17 protein-coding genes are annotated in these 20,118 nt (G+C 69.8%); 4 read left to right on the forward strand and 13 right to left on the reverse strand.

Annotation, left to right across the window (positions count from 1 at the left end; translation table 11 throughout):
• From D7X99_RS34355 to D7X99_RS34390, 8 genes are all read right to left on the reverse strand, one after another.
• Positions 1 to 806, reverse strand: an 806-nt coding sequence (locus D7X99_RS34355; protein WP_304997905.1) for a hypothetical protein, incomplete at its 3' end; no start/stop codon positions are given.
• A 219-nt stretch (positions 807 to 1,025) separates the two neighbouring features.
• On the reverse strand, positions 1,026 to 1,364 hold the full coding sequence (locus tag D7X99_RS34360; RefSeq protein WP_147476345.1) for a hypothetical protein: 339 nt from the start codon (positions 1,362 to 1,364) through the stop codon (positions 1,026 to 1,028).
• 190 nt (positions 1,365 to 1,554) lie between these two features.
• Positions 1,555 to 1,923: a response regulator gene (locus tag D7X99_RS34365; RefSeq protein WP_120599321.1), complete on the reverse strand. Its 369-nt coding sequence runs from the start codon at positions 1,921 to 1,923 to the stop codon at positions 1,555 to 1,557.
• Between the two features lie 2 nt (positions 1,924 to 1,925).
• Positions 1,926 to 3,497 (reverse strand): ATPase domain-containing protein, encoded by a 1,572-nt coding sequence (locus D7X99_RS34370; RefSeq protein WP_121781455.1) that lies wholly within the window; start codon positions 3,495 to 3,497, stop codon positions 1,926 to 1,928.
• Positions 3,498 to 3,647: 150 nt separating this feature from the next.
• The gene (locus D7X99_RS34375) at positions 3,648 to 4,427 is read right to left on the reverse strand and encodes a 1-acyl-sn-glycerol-3-phosphate acyltransferase (RefSeq protein ID WP_121781456.1); all 780 of its coding nucleotides are present in this window, start codon (positions 4,425 to 4,427) and stop codon (positions 3,648 to 3,650) included.
• A 28-nt stretch (positions 4,428 to 4,455) separates the two neighbouring features.
• Positions 4,456 to 5,241 (reverse strand): exodeoxyribonuclease III, encoded by a 786-nt coding sequence (locus tag D7X99_RS34380; protein WP_121781457.1) that lies wholly within the window; start codon positions 5,239 to 5,241, stop codon positions 4,456 to 4,458.
• Positions 5,242 to 5,327: 86 nt separating this feature from the next.
• A complete protein-coding gene (locus D7X99_RS34385) occupies positions 5,328 to 7,232 on the reverse strand; it encodes a lamin tail domain-containing protein (protein WP_121781458.1) in 1,905 nt (634 codons plus the stop codon).
• A gap of 192 nt (positions 7,233 to 7,424) precedes the next feature.
• The gene (locus D7X99_RS34390) at positions 7,425 to 8,354 is read right to left on the reverse strand and encodes an alpha/beta fold hydrolase (RefSeq protein WP_121781459.1); all 930 of its coding nucleotides are present in this window, start codon (positions 8,352 to 8,354) and stop codon (positions 7,425 to 7,427) included.
• 114 nt (positions 8,355 to 8,468) lie between these two features.
• Here D7X99_RS34390 and D7X99_RS34395 point away from each other — a divergent pair, with 114 nt between their 5' ends.
• Positions 8,469 to 9,278, forward strand: a complete 810-nt coding sequence (locus D7X99_RS34395) for a phytanoyl-CoA dioxygenase family protein (protein WP_233613945.1) — start codon at positions 8,469 to 8,471, stop codon at positions 9,276 to 9,278.
• A 20-nt stretch (positions 9,279 to 9,298) separates the two neighbouring features.
• A complete protein-coding gene (locus D7X99_RS34400; protein ID WP_121781460.1) occupies positions 9,299 to 10,147 on the forward strand; it encodes a WbqC family protein in 849 nt (282 codons plus the stop codon).
• On the opposite strand, the gene D7X99_RS34405 is transcribed toward D7X99_RS34400, so the two are convergent.
• Complete coding sequence (locus D7X99_RS34405) at positions 10,087 to 11,958, reverse strand: ATPase (protein WP_121781461.1); 1,872 nt, start codon at positions 11,956 to 11,958, stop codon at positions 10,087 to 10,089. The genes D7X99_RS34400 and D7X99_RS34405 overlap by 61 nt on opposite strands.
• 67 nt (positions 11,959 to 12,025) lie before the next feature.
• On the opposite strand from D7X99_RS34405, the gene D7X99_RS34410 reads away from it, so the two are divergent.
• Together D7X99_RS34410 and D7X99_RS34415 are read left to right on the forward strand one after the other, a co-directional pair.
• On the forward strand, positions 12,026 to 13,687 hold the full coding sequence (locus D7X99_RS34410; protein ID WP_121781462.1) for an acyl-CoA dehydrogenase family protein: 1,662 nt from the start codon (positions 12,026 to 12,028) through the stop codon (positions 13,685 to 13,687).
• Between the two features lie 51 nt (positions 13,688 to 13,738).
• The gene (locus D7X99_RS34415; RefSeq protein ID WP_121781463.1) at positions 13,739 to 14,482 is read left to right on the forward strand and encodes a phytanoyl-CoA dioxygenase family protein; all 744 of its coding nucleotides are present in this window, start codon (positions 13,739 to 13,741) and stop codon (positions 14,480 to 14,482) included.
• A gap of 9 nt (positions 14,483 to 14,491) precedes the next feature.
• On the opposite strand, the gene D7X99_RS34420 is transcribed toward D7X99_RS34415, so the two are convergent.
• The 4 genes from D7X99_RS34420 to D7X99_RS34435 all read right to left on the reverse strand — a co-directional run bounded on the left by D7X99_RS34420 (position 14,492) and on the right by D7X99_RS34435 (position 19,993).
• Positions 14,492 to 14,773, reverse strand: a complete 282-nt coding sequence (locus tag D7X99_RS34420) for a hypothetical protein (RefSeq protein WP_121781464.1) — start codon at positions 14,771 to 14,773, stop codon at positions 14,492 to 14,494.
• 186 nt (positions 14,774 to 14,959) lie between these two features.
• Positions 14,960 to 15,715 carry a hypothetical protein gene (locus D7X99_RS34425; protein ID WP_233613946.1) on the reverse strand — a complete coding sequence of 252 codons (756 nt, stop codon included), beginning with the start codon at positions 15,713 to 15,715 and terminating at the stop codon, positions 14,960 to 14,962.
• A gap of 159 nt (positions 15,716 to 15,874) precedes the next feature.
• Positions 15,875 to 18,889, reverse strand: coding sequence for an error-prone DNA polymerase (locus tag D7X99_RS34430; protein ID WP_121781465.1), 3,015 nt, complete (start codon positions 18,887 to 18,889; stop codon positions 15,875 to 15,877).
• Positions 18,890 to 19,096: 207 nt separating this feature from the next.
• The gene (locus tag D7X99_RS34435) at positions 19,097 to 19,993 is read right to left on the reverse strand and encodes an alpha/beta fold hydrolase (protein WP_120579571.1); all 897 of its coding nucleotides are present in this window, start codon (positions 19,991 to 19,993) and stop codon (positions 19,097 to 19,099) included.
• Positions 19,994 to 20,118: the final 125 nt, after the last annotated feature.

The following is a 20,118-nucleotide window of genomic DNA, read 5'->3' on the forward strand; positions in this document are numbered from 1 at the left end:
CCACCGCCACCGCCACCGCTCCCGCCGCCACGACCTCCACCACGGCTGGGGCCATCCCGGCCTGGCAGGTGCTCCGGGGGCGGGGTCGTCAGGGTGCTCCCAGGTTTAGGCTCGATCCGAGGCGGCGCGGCGACGCCGATGACGTCGATCCATTCGCTGTAGTCGCTGGCGCTGGGGCCTCCACGCGGGTTGCCGAAGCCTCCCTGGGCGTAGGCGCACACGGGGCCCGCCGCGCAATACGTACCGCTGAGGGTCTTCGCCCCCGTGAGAAGATCAATCTGGGGCTTGATTCCCGCGCAGGTGTTCCCACACGCGTTGCTGTCTTCACACGAGGTGCCGCCGGGAGCGCATTGGAAGTTCTGCGAGCTTCCCGTGACACAGTGCATCTCGCCCGCGATGTAGCCGGGCTCACTGCAGGACTTGCTGGACACGCAGCACTGGAAGTTGCCTCCGGCCTGGCTCCCTCCGAGACCAAAGCTCGGGGCCTTGAGACACCCATTCGGACCGCTGCACGAGGCCTGGGAGTCCCCCGAGCCCAGGCAGTAGCCGACGTTCAGGCCATCGCCACAGCCACAGGTCCAGCGCACATAGCCACCGGCCGGGTTCCGCTCGCAGTAGTCGAACGTGGAGTTGCCCGCGCAGCCTTCGTCCGCTTCGCCGTCCCGGTCGTCATCGCAGCCGTTGCCGCAGGCATCCAGCGCCTGGGCCGTGGGGGGCTGACATGGGCCCAGGAACTCGCCGTCCACGCAGGTGGCCGTTCCCCCCGCGCCGCACGCGCCACAGGCCTGGGGCTGATTATGGGGCATGCATTCGCCCCACTCCCCCACGTCCCCTGGAGGCGCCGAGCACTGCTTGAAGCCTCCACACCCTCCTCCTGTAGTGCATGAGGTGACATCACCCGAGGAGCAGGTGGGCGCTGCCTCCGCCGCCCCCCAGGAAACCAAACACAGGACACACAACAACATGCGGACAGACAAAGGCATCGCCGTCTCCGACGGAGAAAAATGCTTGAAGGAAAGGGGGGATCAGCCGCGGGAGGGCGCCACGGCGCCCTTCCACTCCGCGGGGGGGATGCAGACTCGGGCGCTGGCTCCAGGATGCACGCGCGAGCACTTCCACTGCGCCGGGCACTGGGCTTCGCCGGTGCACGTCTGGCTGCAGAAATAGCCCTCGTCGGGCAGCGCCCCGGTGTGCAGGCAGATGCCTGACTTGCATCCGGACGCACCGTGCTTCGTGCAGTCCTCACCGACCTCGTTCGAGGCGGTCTCCGCCAGCGCCGTGCGGTGCTCGGCCAGGACAGGCGAGGGTTCGATGGCCGGGGCCGGGGCCGGCGACTCCGAGGAGCAGGCCAGGGCACCCGCCACCAGTCCTCCCAGGAGCCAGGGGGACCGGAGACACACACACCAGAGAGATTTCAAGACGCCTTCCCAGTCGATGACGGACGTGAGGGCGCCAATGATTGAAGTGTCCCCCAGTAGACACTACGCAATAGATTGCTCATGACCGCCCTGTCAAGGTCACGAACCGCGACCGACTTCAATCCCTGACAGGCCTTCAGTGCGTCACTGGCGGCGGACCGACCATGCGCCGGACCATGCCCAGCAACTGCTCGATGTCGAAGGGCTTGGGCAGGAAGCCCGCGCACGGCAGGTGCTGCCAGAAGTCCGGCGGGCTGGCGCTCATCATCACCACCGGGACGTCGCGCAGGGCCGGATCCTTCTGCATGGACTCCAGCACCCCGGGCCCGTTGAGCACCGGCATCATGTAGTCGAGCAGGATCATCGACGGGCGCTCCTGTCGCATCCGCTCCAGGGCCTCGCGGCCGTTGAGCGCCGTGGCCGTGCGGTAGCCTTCGTCCGACAGGAGGTCCCGCACGGCCTCCACGATGCCGAACTCGTCGTCGACAATGAGGACGGGCCCCATGGTCACGTGCCTCGACGCTTGGAGACGTTCCGGCGCGGCTTCGACAGTGTCCCCGCCTTGGCGGTAGACCTGCTGCCCGCGCGCGGTTTGCTGCGCGGCTTCGGCAAGGGGGTCGGCTCCGGAGTCCGCGTGCGCGCGAGCCCCGTCATCAACATCTGCCCTTCCGCGAAGGGCTGGCCGACCTTGAGTCCCTTGTTCGTGATCTCCAGCTCGCGCACGGCGGGATCGAAGGCGCTGTTGCGCACCTTCAGCACCGCGATGAAGCGGCGCAGCCCGGAGTGCAGCTCCACCATGCGCAGGAACAGGATGTTCTCCGCCACCATGGAGATGCCCTTGAGCGGGAACTTCACCTCCGGGCCAAAGGCGGAGGTCGTCTCGGCGGTGTAGACGAGGGTCACCTCGCGCACCCGGCACTCATTGACGAGCGCCGCCAGGAAGCGCGCCACCCGCGTATTGCGGGTGGAGGCGCGGCGGAGCGCCTCGTAGCCATCCAGGAAGATGCGGCGCACCCGGCCGCTGCGCACGATGGTCAGCAGCTCCGTGCCCAGCTTGTCGAGGATGTTCTCCGTGGGCGGCCGGAAGCTCACCTCCAGGTCCCCGCGCTCCATCAGGGGCTGCAGGTGCAGGCCCACGCCCGCCGCCTGCGCGAGCATCCGCTCCGGCGCGTCGTAGAAGGCGAAGTAGTGGCTGCGCTCCCCCTGGCGGGCGCCTTCCGCCAGGAAGCTCAAGCCCAGCAGCGTCTTTCCGCTGCCTGGAGGCCCCAGGAGGATGGTGGTGGAGCCCGCCGGCACGCCCCCCTTGAGCATCGAGTCCAGGCCGGCCACACCGAAGGCGTCGCGATCGCGCTTCCCCGCGCCGGGCACCAGGTTGCCGTCCACCATGGATTCCAGGCGGGGATAGACGGTGAGACCGTCACCGGTGATCTCGAAGCCGTGCTGCCCCAGCTTGTACGCGCTGCCCCGGAACTTGCTCACGCGCAGCTCGCGCAGGGTGCGCACTCCGAAGTTCTTCTGCTGGAGCAGCAGCAGGCCATCCACCATGGTGTGCTCCGCGCGCAGGCCCTTGTCGCCCCCGGTGGTGAGCACCACCGTGGTGCAGCCGATGAGGCCCGTCACGACCTGGAGGCCGTGGATGAACTTCTTGAGCGCCTGCCGCGACGGCGCCAGCTCCTCCGCCGCCAGCAGTCCGTCCAGCACGAGCAGCGAGGCCTTGTGCGACTTGATCTCCTTGCGCACCAGCTCCGCGAGCGCGTCCAGCCCGCCCTGCTCCAGGATGGTGAAGGCGCTCAGGTAGCTGATCTTCCCCGGCACGCAGGCCGGGTCGAAGAACGACAGCGTCTGGAGGTTGCTCACCAGCTCCGTGTGCGACTCGGCCAGGAGCGTGAGGTAGAGGACCCGGTGGCCCTGGGCCGCCTGATGGAAGCAGATCTGGTTGGCGAGGATGGTCTTGCCCGCGCCCGGCAGGCCCAGGACCATGTACATGCGGCCCTTGCGCAGGCCGCCGCACAGCACGGTGTCCAGGCCGGGGATGCCCGTGGCCACCCGCTGCTCTTCACGTGGACCGCCCGGCGTCATCACGCGCTTCCTTCCTGGGCGCCAGGCGCCGAGCCGGACCGAGAGGAACGGCCCAGGGTGGACTCCATAGTCCAGACCCTGCTTGAAGGCTCAACAATCTGGGCAGCGTGCGTTCCTGGACAAACACGCACGCCCCGGCCCGCCGGCCGCTCAGGGGGCGACGTTGGCGTCCGACGCCGGCACGGAGGCAGAGCCCCCCGTCAACGGCTTGAGCGACGCGCGCAGGGCTTCAATCTGGGCGCGCGCCTGGTTCTTGAGTGACTCCACGTCGTCCATCGTCATGCCCTTGGTGGGGATGGGCGTGCCCACCGTCACCAGCCCGCGCGACGTGGCGAAGCGCCACGAGTGCTTGGGCAGCGCCAGCCGCGTGCCGCTCACCGCCAGGGGCAGCACGTCCGCCTGCATCTCGATGGCGAGCCGGAAGGCGCCGTCCTTGAAGGGCAGCAGCTCATCCGTCTTGGAGCGCGTGCCCTCCGGGAAGATCATCACCGGCATCCCCTTGAGCATCCACTCCTTGCAGCGCGCCATGGCGCCGGTGGCCGAGTCGCGGTCACCGCGCTCCACCGAGACGTCCCCGGCGAGGCTCATCATCCAACCCACCACGGGCACCTTGAAGAGGCTCCGCTTGCCCAACCACTTCATCTCCCACGGCAGGAAGGAGATGAGGAAGCAGTCCGCGTTGGATTCGTGGTTGCTCACCACCACGGTGTTGGGCGCCACGCGGTCCGGCACGTTCCCATGCACGCCGAAGCGCCAGAAGGGCGTGAGCTTCGCGGCGGTGACACCCACCAAACGGAAGCAGCGGCCCGCCACGTAGCGGCGCTTGTCGAACAGGAACGTGAGGATGAACAGGGAGAGCTGGACGAGGAAGCCCACCAGGGCGACCAGGCCCACCTCGACCCAGGTCCAGATGGAGAGCAGTGCGTTCATGAGAGGTGTCCCTTGGGCATGAGGGGGTTCAGGTGAGGACCGCGGGGTCCAGGTCCACGCTCACCGGGCAGTGATCCGACCCGTGGACGTCCGAGTGCACGGAGGCCTTCTTCACGAAGGAGAGCGCCGCGGGGGTGGCGAGCACGTAGTCGATGCGCCAGCCGATGTTCTTCTCGCGCACGCCGGCGCGCTGGCTCCACCAGGAGTAGTGGCCTGCCTCCGCGTTGAAGTGGCGGAAGGTGTCCACCCAGCCCGCGCGGATCCACCGGTCGAACTCCTCGCGCTCCTCCGGACGGAAGCCGCTCGTCTCGCGGTTCTCGCGCGGGCGCGCCAGGTCGATGTCGCGGTGGGCGGTGTTGAAGTCCCCCATCACCAGCACGCGCTCTTTGTCGCGCAGGGGCTTCTCCAGGCGCGCGAAGAGGCGGCGGTAGAAGTCCAGCTTGAAGGGGATGCGGGAGAGGTCCCGGTCCTTCCCGTTGCCGTTGGGGAAGTAGCCGTTGACCACGGTGAGCTTGCCGTAGCGGGCGAACTGGAGGCGGCCCTCCGCGTCCATCTCCGGCGCGCCCAAGGTGGTGGTGAGGTCGTCCGGTTCGTGGCGGCTGAAGAGGCCCACGCCGCTGTAGCCGGGGCGCTCCGCGGCCACGAAGTGGGTCTTCCAACGGCGGGGGGCGCGCACCTCCGCGGGGAGCTGCTCCACGCGGGCGCGCACCTCCTGCAGCCCCACGATGTCCGCCCGGGCCTTGGACAGCCACGGGAGGAAACCCTTGCGGTGGATGGAGCGCAGACCGTTGACGTTCCAGGAGACGACTCGCACGCCCCCGCTTATGGCGAAAGCGCGCGGGTATTGCCAGCCCCCACCGTTCCTGGACGGACGGTGGGGGCCGGTCACTGCTCAGTGCGTCAAGGGACTTCCGTGCCGCTCGCCTTGTTCTGCGGGCCGCGCGTGGTGCGGAGGATGAAGTCCGCGCTGTTCACGTTGGTGTCGTAGCTATTGCCCTTCGCCGCGTCCGCGCCGCTGCCCTCCATGGTGGCGGCGGACGAGCCGGCGTTGGCCTTGCGCTCGATGCTTCCGTTGGTCGCGATGGTCCCGGTGACGGGGCTGTTGCCTTCGGCGGCGTTCGCCGTGCCGCCGTAGCCCACCGTGTCCACCGCGTTCGTGTCGCCCGGAGTGTTCTGCATCGCAGCGGTCCCGATGCGGACGTGGCCCACGGCGGCGCCCATGGCGAAGGTGGTGCCCCAGCTGCTGTCGGTGGTGACCGTGCCCACGTAGTCCCGGTTGGTCAGCAGGAAGAAGCCGTGGGCCGCGATGCGCGCGGTGGCCGGCAGCGTGAAGGAGCCCGAGTAGTTGGGACCGGCGGCGCTCCGGTACTGGAGCTTCCAGCCACCGATGTTCACCTCCGCGTTCGTCGGGTTGTAGAGCTCCACGAACTCATCGCCCGCACCACCGGGTCCACCACCCGCCAGCTCGCTGATGACGATGTGGTTCGTCGTGGGGGCGACGGTGACCTGCGCCTGGGCGGACACGGACTGGCCGTTGAGCGTGGCCACGATGGTGCCCGTCGAACCGGCGGCGCCGGCGGTGAAGACGAACTTCGCGGAGAGCTCGTTGGCCGGCACCGTCACGGTGGCCGGCACGGAGCCCACGTTGCCCGTCGTGGACAGCGCCACGGACGTGGCCGCCGCGGCCGGGATGTCGAGCGTCACGGTGACGTTGGCCGTCTGACCGGCGGCCAGGGACACCGTCTCCGGCGACAGGAACGCCAGCGAGGCCGCTTCCGTCGCACCGAGCACGCGCACGGTGGCGGTGCGCGAGTCACCCCCCAGCGTGGCCGTCAGCGTCGCCTTGGCGGAGCCCGCCGCGTCGTTCGCCGTCACGATGATCGCCGCGGAGCGCGAGCCTGCGGGCACCGTCACCTGGCCATTGTTGGCGATGACGACCGAGGGGCTGGACGAGGTGACCTGGATCACGACGTCCGCGGTGGCGTTGGCGCTCAGCGAAACCGCGAGCGGCTCCGGAATCGTCTCACCCGTGGTGCCCGAGCGCGCGAAGACCGCGGCCGGCTCCAGCGCGTTGAGCGTCGCCGTGGTGCCCGCGTCCGAACCCGTGCCCGCGTCCGAACCCGTGCCCGCGTCCGGAGCCGGGCCGCCGTCGGTGGCGCCGCCGTCCGTGCCCGCGTCCGTCTCCGTACCGGCATCCGTGCCCGCGTCGATGGTGCCCGCGTCCGTCTCCGTGCCGGCGTCCGTGCCCGCGTCGATGGTGCCCGCGTCCGTCTCCGTGCCGGCGTCCGTGCCCGCGTCGATGGTGCCCGCGTCCGTCTCCGTGCCAGCGTCCGTGCCCGCGTCGACCGGGCCAGAGCCGCCGTCCGTCACCGTGCCGGCGTCCGTCTCGGTGCCCGCGTCGGTGGTCGTGCCGGCGTCAGTGGTCGTGCCGGCATCGGTGGTCGTGCCAGCGTCCGTCTCGGTGCCCGCGTCGGTGGTCGTGCCGGCGTCCGTCTCGGTGCCCGCGTCGGTGGTCGTGCCGGCGTCCGTCTCGGTGCCCGCGTCGGTGGTCGTGCCGGCGTCCGTCTCGGTGCCCGCGTCAGTGCCGGCGTCCGTGTTGGTGCCCGCGTCGTTCGTGGGCGTGGTCACCTGACAGCTGTTGTTGCAGCGGTCGCCTTCGACGCGGTTGCCGTCGTCGCACGCCTCGCCACTCTCGATGATGCCGTTGCCGCAGACAGGGTTCTTGTCGTCATCACCACCGCACGCCGACAACACCAACAGCACCGCTGACAAAGGGACCAGCAGATGCCGGGAAGACCAGGACATGAAGACTCCGTGTTGAGTACTGAGCCTCCTGCAAACCACAAAATTACAGGCCGACGCAAACCCCTCCCAGTGACTTCTGGCTCACGGCCATGGAACCTTCCGGGTCACCGGATTCTCAAGACCTGACAGTGCGGGTGGGTCGTCCGGGCCGCCCCGGCTTCAGCCAGGAGTCTCGGGGGTTTGCGAGGAGGCTCAATCCTCCAATCCATGCGCATCCAGGAAGCCCCGCACGGACCAGGCGATCTCCGTCCCAGCCTCCAGGAGGCCCGCGTGGCCGGCGTCATCCACCTGGAGCCAGTAGGCCTGGGGCAGCGCGCGGTGCAGCCGCTGCACTTCCGACAGGGGCACGAGGACGTCATCGCTCGCGGCGATGATCAGCACGGGCACCCGGATGGAGGGGAGGACGTCCCAGGCGTGGCCCTCCGTGAGGCCTCGCAGCGTGCGCCAATAGGCCTGCGCGCTCATGTGGTAGAGCGCGTCCAGGAACTCGGCGATGTCCTCGCGCGGAGCCCGGGGCCGCAGCGCCCCTACGGCCCGCGCCAGCGGATCCGCCAGCGGGGTGGCGAGGAAGGCCTTCACCGCGGGCGCCACCACCGGCACCCAGGGCGTCCCCGCGGCCAGCACTCCCTTCGCGGCGGACAACGCGAAGCGGGATCCCCAGCGCGGATCCGCCGAACCAGGCACGCCCGGCGTCCCCGCGATGAGAGTCATGGACGGCACCAGATCCGGCCGGCGGCGGTACAGCTCCAGCAGGATGCGCACGCCCATGGAGAAGGCGATGTGGTGCGGGGGCTTGCCGTCGCCGCGCGCCATGGCCGCCTCGGTGACGCGCTCCAGGTCGTCCACATGCACCTGGACGCGGTAGTCGTTGTCGCGCGACTCCTCGCTCATGCCGTGGCCGCGGTAGTCCCAGTGCACCACGCGGTGGTCCTGCTCCAGGTCGGCGACGATGTGGCGCCAGAAGTTCTCCGACGTGCCGATGCCGTTGGTCAGCAACACCGTGGGGCGGTCCGCGAGCGCGGCGTCGCGGCCTTCCTCCGGCTTGCCCGAGCTGTGGGTGTGGACCGCCACCCGGGTGCCATCCGGGGCGGAGACGAGGTGCGTGGCGCGACGGTAGGGCATCCCCGCCCACCATGCGGCCGGGCAGGCGCGGGTGCAAGGGCCGACAGCCCCTCCCACGAGTGCGCCCTCCCCTGTCCGCGCAAGCCAGGCTGGACGCGACCGGGGCTCCAGGCAATGGTGCGCGCGATGCTCAGCGTGGAGGCGGAAGGGTTGGACGTGGCGGCCGTGCTCGCCCACTACGAGGCGCACGGCTTCGCGCGCCTGGGCCGGGTGTTGGACGACGCGGGTGTGGAGGCCCTGCGCGAGCGGGCGGACGACCTGATGCTCGGCCGCGTGGTGTACCCGGGCATGTTCTTCCAGCCGGACGCCACCACCGGCCGCTACGAGGACGCGCCCCTGGGGCTGGGCTGGCAGGGTCCGTCCCTGGACTACCGCAAGCTGGAGAAGCTGGAGAAGGATCCGCGCTTCCTCGCGTGGATGGAGAACCCGCTGTTCGAGCGGATCACCCGCGCGCGCATCCCCGGCGACATCGTCCTGTACCGCGCCATCCTCTTCCACAAGGGCCCCGCGGGCGGCAGCAACCTGCCCTTCCACCAGGACGGCGGAAAGCTGTGGGGCCTCACGCGCGAGCCGGACCTTCAAATCTGGACCGCGCTGGACGACGCGCCAGAAGGCGGCGGTTGTCTGGAGGTGATTCCGGGCAGCCACCGCGCGGGCCTGGTGACGTCACTGGGCGGCGTGATTCCTCCGGACCGCGTGGAGGCGGCGGACGCGGAAGGACACGTGGTGCCCCTGCCGGTGCGGGCTGGAGAGGCGCTGCTCGTGCACAACCACGTCTGGCACCGCTCCGGGCGCGGCCGGCCCGGACAGCGGCGGCGCGCGTTCTCCGCCTGCTACATGAGCGCGGACACCACCTGCGTGCGCAAGAAGAAGGCCCCGCGCGTGTTCCCTCCGATGTTCCGTCACCCGGTGCGCGGCGACTGAAAGGCCCTATCATCCCGGGCGTGTCCGGACACCCTGGAGTCCTCGTCGCCGAGCAACCCCACTACCTGCCGTGGGTGGACTTCTACGAGCAGGTGGCCCGCGCCGGCACGCTGGTGGTGCTGGACGACGTGCAGTGGCTCCGGCGCGGTTGGCAGCGCCGCACGCGCGTCGCCCTGCCCCACGGCGTGCCCACGCCGCCCCCGTCCGAGCCGGGCTTCCAGTGGCTGTCCATCCCGCTGGAGGATCCGCACCGCGACACGCGCATCCGCGACCTGACGGTGGATCAGAGCCAGCCCTGGGCGCGCAAGCATCTCCAGGCGATGGTGACGCTCTACGGAGGACGGCCGCACTTCCGCGCGCAGGTGCTGCCGCTGCTGGAGCCCTTCTACGACGCCGCCGCGCGCGAGTCCGGACCGGGGTCGCTGTTGCGCGTGCTCCTGTCCAGCATGGCGCTGTTCCACGCGCCGCTGGGCCTGGAGCCGAACCTGGTGCTCTCCTCCACGCTGGAGCGCAGGGGCGAGGACAAGACGCAGCGGCTGGTGGAGTACTGCCTCCAGACGGGCGCGCACACGTACTACTCGGGGACGGGCTCCACGGTGTACCTGAAGCCGGAGCGCTTCCGCGCGGTGGACGTGCGCCTCTTGTGGCAGCGCTTCCGCCACCCGGACTACGCGCAGGGGCGCGAGGGGCGCTTCGTGACGGGGCTGTCCATCGTGGACGTGCTGGCCAACGTGCCCGTGGAGACGGTGCGCACGTGGCTCCAGCCGTCACCGTGGGGGCCGTTCGCGGGGGACGGCCCCCAACCGATTCAGCGGGCGGACGCGGCGGTGGGCGAGGAGTCCGCCGGCTTGTCGAAGCGCACGAAGTAGCTGCGAACGGCGGCGTCCAGCAGCGCGGGATCCAGGCGCGGCGTCTGGCCCTGGTAGTTCGCCATGTCGATGACCTGATCCAACAGGTCGCGAGGCTGGCACGCGGCGAAGGGCCGGTGGTGCGGGCGATAGTGCTCGTCGATGAGGTAGTCCACGGCGCGCGCGTCGTAGGGCACGCCGCGCTTCCTGCACATCATCTGGAAGATCTCGTGGAACTGCTCCTCGTCCGGGCGCTGCACCTCCAGCTTGTAGCGGACGCGGCGCAGGAAGGCGTCATCCACCAGGGCGCTGGGATCCAGGTTCGTGGAGAACGCGGCGAACACGTCGAAGGGCACCTGGAGCTTCTTGCCGGTGTGGAGCGTGAGGATGTCCACGTCGCTCTCCAGCGGGACGATCCACCGGTTGAGCAGCTCCTTGGGGGACACCTTCTGCCTGCCGAAGTCGTCGATGAGGAGCATCCCGTTGGACGCCTTCATCTGGAACGGGGCCTCGTAGTACTTCACCTCCGGCGTGTAGACGAGGTCGAGCATCTCCAGCGTGAGCTCACCGCCCACCACCACGAGCGGGCGGCGGCAGCGCACCCAGCGGCGGTCATACGACGGCATGCCGGGTTCGTCCTCCACCGCGCGGTGGATGTTCGCGTCGAACATCTTCACGACGAAGTCGTCGACGAGCAGCGCGTGCGGAATGAAGATGTCTCCCTCGTAGCAGTTGACCATGCCCTGGCAGATGGCCGTCTTGCCGTTGCCCGGGGGGCCATAGAAGAAGATGGCGCGCCCGGAGTTCATCGCCGGACCGATGCCGTCGAAGATGTAGTCGCGGATGATCAGGTCGCCGAACTTGTCCTGCATGCGATGGCGGGTGATGCGGTTGCCGCGCACGGTCTGCTGCTTCACGGCGGCGACCCACTCGTTGAACGGCACGGGCGCCGGACCGTTGTAGCGGTTGCGGTCCAGGATCTGCCGCAGCACGTCCGTCACGAAGGTCGTGAGCTGGTAGATCATCGTGGAGCGGCCCACGCCGGATCCACCACCGCCACGGATGTCGATGTACTTCTGCCGGCGCAGGCCTTCGATGACCTCGTCCACCAGCGCGCTGGGCAGTTGAAGGCGCGTGGCCACGTCCATGCCGCGCATCTCGCCCGCGAAGAAGATGGCCTTGAGGACCAGCTCCTCCACGAAGGTCGCGTTGAGGCCGGACTCCTGGAGCGTCTTGGGCTGCGCGGGCCAGAAGCGGTTCGTCGCCGAGGCGTCCGAGCCATCGGTACGCCGGACGCCGCGCCGCTCCGGGCCCACGTAGCCCGGCGGTGGCGCCGGGGCGGCACTGCGACGGTCGGGGCCGCCGGAGGGGCTGCTCGGGCCGCGGCGCTCCGCGTCCGGGGGACCGCGGCGCTCCGGGCCGGGGCCCGCGCGGCGTTCGGAGTCCTGCGCGGGTGGAGGCGGGCCAGGGGGCGCGGTGCGCCGCTCGGTCTGCACGTCGAGCATCTCCTCGCCGAACGGCGGCGGCGCACCCGGTGGGGCCACGCCCGCGGACTGCGCGGGAGGCACGCGGGGGCGCGGCATCGGATCGAAGATGACGGACGGCAGCGGGGCGGACTGCGCCGGCCTGGAGCGGGTGGGCTCTGGACGCTGCTCGCCGCCCAGGGCCGCACCAGCCGGGGCGGGCGGGCGCGGACGCGGCGGCGCGGAGAAGACGGGGTTCGCCGACGCGGCGGGCGTCTCCAGCGGGGTGATGTTGCGATTTTCGTCCTGCTCGGCGCCGAGGGAAGACGGACCTGGGCCAAGGGGGGGCCTGCGGGTGAAGTCAGCCATCACGGCTCCGGCGGGAGGGGGAGGTCACTGTACCCCACCGTCGTGTCAGCGGTGTTAACTTCGGGCCATGAGCTTCTTCCAGGCACCCCCCGGTCTTGGCAACCAGTACGACGACGACGCGTTCCTGCAGGGCTACCTCGCCCGTACCCTTCCGGAGGACATGTTTCGTTCGCTCCAGGATGACTTCCGCGAGCTGGGAGAGCTGGGAGGCAAGTACTTCTACGAGTTCCAGCAGCGCGACCGGCTGAACGAGCCCGTGCTCACGCAGTGGAGCCCGTGGGGTCAGCGCATTGATCACATCGAGGTGTCACCGCTGTGGAAGGAGGCGGAGGCGCTGACCGCGAAGAAGGGCCTGGTCGCGGTGGCCTACGAGCAGAAGAGCGGCGCGCTCAGCCGCGTGCACCAGTTCGCGTTGAACTACCTGGTGCAGCCGTCGCTGGACGTCTACTCGTGCCCGCTGGCGATGACGGACGGCGCGGCGCGGTCGCTCCTGTCGCTGGGCAACCAGGCGCTCATCGACCACGCCCTGCCCCACCTGACGTCGCGCGATCCGGCGACGTTCTGGACGTCGGGCCAGTGGATGACGGAGCGCACGGGTGGCTCGGACGTGGGGCTCACGCTGACGGAGGCGCGGCAGTCCCCCGAGGGCTGGCGGCTGCACGGCACGAAGTGGTTCACGTCCGCGACGACGGCGCAGATGGCGCTGACGCTGGCGAGGCCCACGGGCAACGGCCCCGGCGGCAAGGGGCTGGCGCTCTTCTTCGTGGAGACGCGGGACGCGCAGGGCCGGCTCAATGGCATCCAGATCAACCGCCTGAAGGACAAGATGGGCACGCGCAAGGTGCCCACGGCGGAGCTGACGCTGGACGGGACGCTGGCGGTGCCGGTGGCGGGGCTGACGGACGGCATCCGCAACATGGCGATGATGCTGAACGTGACGCGCACCTGGAACGCGATGGGCGCGACGTGGAGCATGCGCCGGGCGATGGCGCTGGCGCACGATTACGCGAAGCGCCGGGTGCAGTTCGGCGCGCCGCTGTCGGAGAAGCCGCTGCACATGGACACGCTGGCGGGGCTGGAGGCGGAGTTCCAGGCGGGCTTCCTGCTGGCGTTCCGCGGGGTGGAGCTGCTGGGCAAGCTGGAGACGCGCACGGCGACGGAGCAGGAGCTGTTGTTGCAGCGGCTGGTGACGCCGCTGGCGAAGCTGACCACGGGCCGGCAGGTAGTGCACATCACGTCGGAGGTGACGGAGTCCTTCGGCGGCGCGGGCTACGTGGAGGACACGGGCCTGCCGCGCATCCAGGCGGACGCGCAGGTGCTGTCCATCTGGGAGGGAACAACGAACGTGTTGTCGTTGGACTCGCTGCGCGCGCTGGCGAAGGAAGGCACGCTGGAGGCGTTCTTCCGCGAGGTGGAGGGCCGGCTGTCGAAGGTGACGGACGCGGGCCTGCGGCCGTGCGTGAAGACGGCGCACGACGCGCTGGAGCACGCGCGGGCGTGGGTGTCCGGCGCGATGGCGAACCCCACCACGATGGAGGCTGGGGCGCGGCGCTTCTCCCTGACGCTGGGCCGCACGCTGGAGCTGGCGCTGCTCAGTGAGCACGCGCAGTGGTGCCTGGAGCACGGGCACGGCCCGCGCAGCCGGGCGGCGGCGCGGCGGTTCCGGCAGAACGGCGTGGACCTCATCCAGGATGAAATCGACCTGGATGATTCGCGGCTGCTGAGCTGAGGCATCGCGACAGGTGCATGCGGCGGGCGCCGCCATTAAGAAGCGGGCGCCATGTCCGTCCTGAGCCCCGAGCAGTGCCAGCGCTTCGCCACCGATGGGTATCTCGTCCTGCCGTCCTTCGTGGAGGGCGGGACGTGTGAGCGGATGCGGGCCGTCATCCAGGACCAGCTCGCCTCTGGTGACGGCCCGGTGGAGTACGAGGCCGAAGTCGCCTATCCGGGCTCACCGGCGAGCATCGATGCCGAGGGCGGACGGACGGTGAGGCGGTTGCTGAAGGCGCATGGGCGCGCTCCCCTGTTCGCGGCGTGGTTCGACGACGCGCGGATGCTGGAGGCGCTGGGGCAGTTGCTGGACGGGCCGGCGGTGCAGGCGCGGGCGCACCACAACTGCGTGATGACGAAGCAGCCGCGCTTCTCTTCGGACACGGGGTGGCACCAGGACGTGCGCTACTGGGCCTTCACGCGGCCGGAGCTGATCTCCACGTGGTTGGCATTGGGGCCGGAGACGCCGGAGAACGGCGGCCTGAAGGTGCTACCCGGCACGCACCGGATGCAGTTCGCACCGGAGCGCTACGACGCGAAGCTCTTCCTGCGGCCGGACCTGCCCGAGAACGCGGCGCTCATCGAAGGCGCGCGGTACGTGCGGCTGTTCCCCAGGGATGTGCTGCTCTTCCACGCGCGGCTGTTCCACGCGGCGAGCCGGAACCACACGGCGGACACGAAGTACTCCGTGGTGGCCACATACCGGAGGACGGACAACCTGCCGGTCCCGGGATCACGGTCCGCGAGGGATTGAGAGCTTGCGTCAAGGCGCGTGCTGATGGCGCTCGATGATCCGGCCCTCGGGTGAGACGGCGTAGAGCTCGAACCAGTCGAGTTCGAAGTTGCCACCGGGTCCGACTCCCTCGCAGTAGTCGACGCGCCGGTTCACCCGGACGATGTAGACGCCCTTCCCTTTGCCCACGACGACCTCCAGGGCACGCGCCGTGAAGATGCATTCATTCCGGCGCGCCTTGGGAAACCGGCTCACGACATCCTGGAGGGCCGCATGGCAAGCCAGGATGGCGGGGCCATCCAGCGTTGCCATGGGCTCTACGTCCTCCGGCCATGCAAAGGCTGCAGAGGGAATGGCTTCGATTGAGCCAGCCTGAGTCTCCGACTGAAGCCCACTCGTGGCGCAAGACACCATGCAAGCAATCGCTGCCCATGCCCAAACACGGCGGATGCCGTGATTGAGTGGGCAGCGAAGGCGCGGCATCTGGCCCGGCAGGAGCTACTTCGCGGCCTGCGTGAGGGCGTCTTCCACGTAGCGGACGCCCTTGGCGGTGATGGCCTTGCCCTTCTTGGTGTCCTGGGCGTAGCCGGCGTGCAGGCGCAGCGCCTTGGCGGCGTTCGGCGCGGCGTAGGTCACGCCCAGCCCGCTCCAGAAGCGCGACGTCGTTCCGGACGTCACCTCCACGTCCAGCGACTTCGCCAGGTACAGCGGGATCAGCGAGCGCAGGAGCTGATCCTTCTCCTTGCCCGCGGAGACCAGGTCCTTCTGGCGCGCGTGGCCTCGCAGCGCGGTCTCCAGCACCGACACCGCATCCTCGCTCGAGGCTCCGGACGAGGCCGCCTTCTTCGCGGCCGGGGCCTTCTTCGCCGCGCTCTTCTTCTTCGCGGGCACCGCCTTCTTCGCGGCCGGGGCCTTCTTCGCCGCGCTCTTCTTGCTCGCGGCCTTCTTCGCCTTGGGCGCCGTCTTGCGGCGGGCGGCGGGCGCCAGCTCCATGCGGCCCTCGAAGGGGACCCCCACCACCATCGCGTCCACCTGGCGCTCCGGAATCGCGTTGCGCAGGGACTCGATCACCTCATGCACGGACGCGCGCGGAGCCTCGGAGCGCACCGGGCGGGAGACGCGGGTTGGCGCTGGCTCACTCACGGGCGGCTTGCCCTGCGCGTAGTACCGAACCCAATCGCTCGCCTCCTCCACCACTTCAGACAGGCCCACGCGATCGAGCAGCGACCCCAACCACCGAAGACTGTTGCGCACTGAGTACCCTCCCGTTCTGATCCACGCTACTACACTCCAGACAGAAGCAACCTATATCGCTAGCAATACGGGTTGTTCCATGCCCCCGTGGGTATTCCTGCCCATCCCTCCACGGATCACGGGAACAGACGTGCAGATGTAGCTGGGTGTTCCTACGTCTCACTGCCGCACGGACACCACGCTGCGCGTCTTCACGTTCGTCACCTTCCCCGAGCGCTCCAGCATCCCCTCCCCCACGAGGAACAGCGCGCCGTGGATCTCCTGCCTGCACCGCGCATACACCTCCGAGGGCACCACCAGGTTGGCGATCCCCGTCTCGTCCTCCAGCGAGATGAAGCAGATCCCCTTCGCCGTGGGCGGCATCTGCCGGCAGATCATCATCCCCCCCACCTTCACCGGCCGCCCCGCCGACACCCGCTTCAACCCCTCCGCCGTCACCGCCCCCATCCGCTTCAACGTGGGCCGGAGCAACTCCATGGGGTGCTTCTCCAGCGACAACCCCACCGTGTCGTAATCCGCCACCACCCGCTCCTGGACGCCCATGGGAGGCAATTGGACCGCCGTGCCATCCATGGGCATGCCGAAGAACAGGTCGTCCGCGTCCAGCGGCCCCAGCGCCTGGATCTCCCACAGCGCCTGCCTCCGCGCCCCGCACAGCGACGCCAGCGCTCCCGACAACGCCAGCCGCGTCAAGTCATGCCGGGGAATGCGCGCCCGCCGCGCCAGGTCTCCCACGCTCGTGTAGTCCCCCCGCCTCGCGGTCTCCACCGCCCGGCCCGAGGACTCGCCCAGCCCCCGCACCATCCTCAACCCCAGCCGCACCGCCCCGTCCTCCAACGTGCAGTCCCAGCTCGAACGGCGCACGTCCACCGGCCGCACCTCCACGCCGTGCCGCTGCACGTCCGCTACCAGCGTGTGCGGCGCGTAGAACCCCATGGGCTGTGAATTGAGCAGCGCCGCCGTGAAGGCCGCCGGGTAGTGGCACTTCAGCCAGCTGGACGCATAGGCAATCAACGCGAAGCTCGCGGAGTGGCTCTCCGGGAACCCGTAGTGCGCGAACCCCCGGAAGTGGTCGAACCACTCCTCCGCTTGCTTTCGCGTGTAGCCCTTCGCCTCGCAGCCCTCCACGAAGCGGCCCCGGTACGGGAGGATGCGCGCCTCCGCCTGCTTGTGGCTCAGCGCCCGCCGCAGGCCGTCCGCCTCTCCCGCGCTGAAGCCCGCCGCCACCATCGCGAGCCGCATCGCCTGCTCCTGGAAGAGCGGCACGCCCAACGTCTTCTGGAGGATGCCGCGCACCTCGTCGCTCGGGTACGTCACCTGTTCCTGGCCGTGCCGCCTGCGCAAGTACGGGTGCACCATGTTGCCCACGATGGGCCCCGGCCGGATGAGGGCGATCTGCACCACCAGGTCGTAGAACTCCCGGGGCTGGAGCCGGGGCAGCATGTTCATCTGCGCGCGGCTCTCGATCTGGAACACGCCCACCGTGTCCGCATTGCACAGCATGTCGTAGACCTTCGGGTCCTCCGGCGGCACCGTGGCCAGGGACAGCTCGCGACCGTAGTGCTTGTGGATCAGGGCGAAGCAGCGCGACAGCGCCGTCAACATGCCCAGCGCCAGCAGGTCCACCTTCAGGAGCCCCACCGCGTTGATGTCATCCTTCTCCCACTGGATGACCGTGCGGCCCGGCATCGCCGCGTTCTCCACCGGCACCAGGTCCACCAGCGGCTCGCGCGTCATCACGAAGCCGCCCACGTGGATGGACAGGTGCCGGGGCACGCCCTCCAGCTCCTTCGCCACCGACAGCGTCCGCAGCACCCGCCCGTCCGTCGGTGACAGGCCCGCCTCCTGGAGCACGTCCGGCGTCACCTGGAAGCCGTGCGACGACGCCACCCGAGACAGCCGGTCCACCTGATCCAACGACAGCCCCAGCGCCTTGCCCGCCTCGCGCAGCGCGAGCCGTCCCCGGTAGCAGATCACCTCGCACACCATGCCCGCGTGGCGGCGGCCGTGCTTCTCGTAGACGTACTGGAGCACCTCCTCGCGCCGCTCGTGCTCGAAGTCCACGTCGATGTCCGGCGGCTCCTTGCGCTCCATGCTGAGGAAGCGCTCGAACAACAGCCCCATCCGCACCGGATCAATGGCCGTGATGCCCAGCGCGTAGCAGACCGCCGAGTTCGCCGCGCTGCCCCGCCCCTGGCAGAGGATGCCCCGCCCCCGCGCGAACATCACGATGTCCCACAGCGACAGGAAGTACCCCGCGAAGTCCAGCGCCGCGATGAGCCGCAGCTCGTGGTCGATCTGCTTCGTCACCGCGGGCGGCACGCCCCCCGGATAGCGCGTGCGCAGGCCTGCCTCCGTGAGCACCCGCAGGTGCGCGTCCGCCGTGCGGCCTTCTGGCAGGTCCTCCTCCGGGAAGCGGTAGTGCAGCGCGTCCAGGGACGCCTCGCAGCGCGACGCCAGCTCCACCGTGCGCGCCAGCGCCTCCGGCCGGTCCGCGAACAGCCGCGCCATGTCCTCGGGGGACTTCAACGTCCGCTCCGCGTTCGGGAACAGCCGCGTGCCCGCATGATCCACCGTCACCCCGTGGCGGATGGACGTGAGCACGTCCTGGAGCACCTGCCGGTCGCGGTGGTGCGTGTGCACGTCGTTGTGCACCACCAGCGGCACGCCCAGCGCGCGGGCCAGCGCTTCCGCTCGCGCCTCCCGGGCCGCGTCCCCCGCCGACAGCGAGCGGCTCAGGCCCACGTGGAAGCTCCCGGGAAACGCCTCCGCCAGTGGAGCCACCGCCTCCAACGCCACCGGGCCCGGGAGCAGCGCGAGCAGCCCCGACGCGTGCTCCGCCACCTTGCGCCAGGGCACGCCCGCCTCGCCCTTGGGGTGCGTCATCCGGCCGTGGGACACCAGCCGGCACAGGTTCGAGTACCCGGCCGCGTCCCGCGCGTACACCACCACCGGCGGGCCGTCCTCCAGCGTCAGCTCCGCGCCCAGGAGCAGCTTCACGCCGTGCTCCTTCGCCGCGAGGTGCGCCTTCACCACGCCGTAGAGCCCGTCCCGATCCGTCAGCGCCAGCGCGGACAACCCCAGCCGGGCCGCGGTGGCCACCAGCTCCTCCGGATGGGAGGCGCCGTGCAGGAAGGAGAAGTGGGACCGGCACATCAACTCGGCGTAGCTCACGCCGGATCAGGATACTGAGCGGGCGTTCAGGCGCTAGATTGGATCTCCGTTTCGCGAGAGGGCGACTTCATGGGTTGTTCCTCTCATACGGAGGAAGCCATTGTCTCCCATTCCGCAGTCCTCTCATGCCCGGTTTGAGTTGTGATTGAAAACCGGACGAACATGGCGGGGCCGTTCGTGAAAGCCCATTGCTGCCTTTGGCGATATTCATGAGGAGGTCGCGTTGGAAGCCGTCTGCCGCGAGCCCGTGGCCCGGGGCTGGTTCGCCACCGCCATCACCGCTTCCTGGAGCGAGTCGCGCTCCACCTCCTCCAGGAAGTCTCCCAGCGCGACGTTGACCGCCTGGGGCTGCTCCAGGATGCACATGTGCCCGCCGCAGGGCAGCCGCTTGAGCCGCGCGCCCCAGATGCGCTGGTGCAGCCGCTCCGCCACCTCCGGCACCGTCACCGCGTCCTCCTCCCCCACCAGCACCAGCGTCGGCGTCTGGATGCGGTGCAGCTCCCCTTCCACGCCGCGGCGGTGGATGACGCCCTGCATTGCGCGCCACACCGCGCGCGGGTTCGCCGCCAACTGCCGGCGCAACAACGCCCGCTCCTCGGCCCGCTCCGGGTCCCGCATGAACGTGCGCCCGAAGTAGAGCGACATGATCCGATCCACCACCGGCCTCAGGCCCAGCCAGTGCGTGAGCGTCGTCAGCACCCGGTAGCGCGCCAGCGTCAGCGGCAGCTCCGCCGCGGCCGAGGAGTCCAGCAGCGCCAGTGAGCGCAGGAGCTCCGGGTGCCTCGCGGCCAGCCTCAGGCCCACGAAGCCCCCCATGGACTGGCCCACGAAGTGGCACGGCGCCAGCCCCAGCGCCTGGATGACCGCCACGGCGTCCTCATACACGGTGCGCAGGTCGATGACCGAGTCGCCAGGCGGGGGCTCGCTCTGCCCCTGGCCCCGGTGGTCGTACACGATGCAGCGGTAGTGGCCCCTCAGGGCCTCCACCTGCCGGTGGAACAGATGGGAGTCCCAGAGCAGCCCGTGACTGAAAAGCACCGGCTCCCCGCTCCCCCCTGTGTCCTCGTAGTACAGTCGTGCACCACGGATGGACAGGTATGGCATCTGCTTTTCCCCCGGCTTGGGCCCCCTTAGGGCCTTCCCGGAACCCACCCTCCGTTTTGATTGATTCCGGATGCCCGGCCGCCCGGTTTGACAGGGGGCCGAAGCCGCTGCCAAACAAGGACCCC

The sequence above is a fragment of the Corallococcus sp. AB032C genome, assembly GCF_003668935.1.
Classification (GTDB): Bacteria; Myxococcota; Myxococcia; order Myxococcales; family Myxococcaceae; genus Corallococcus; species Corallococcus exiguus.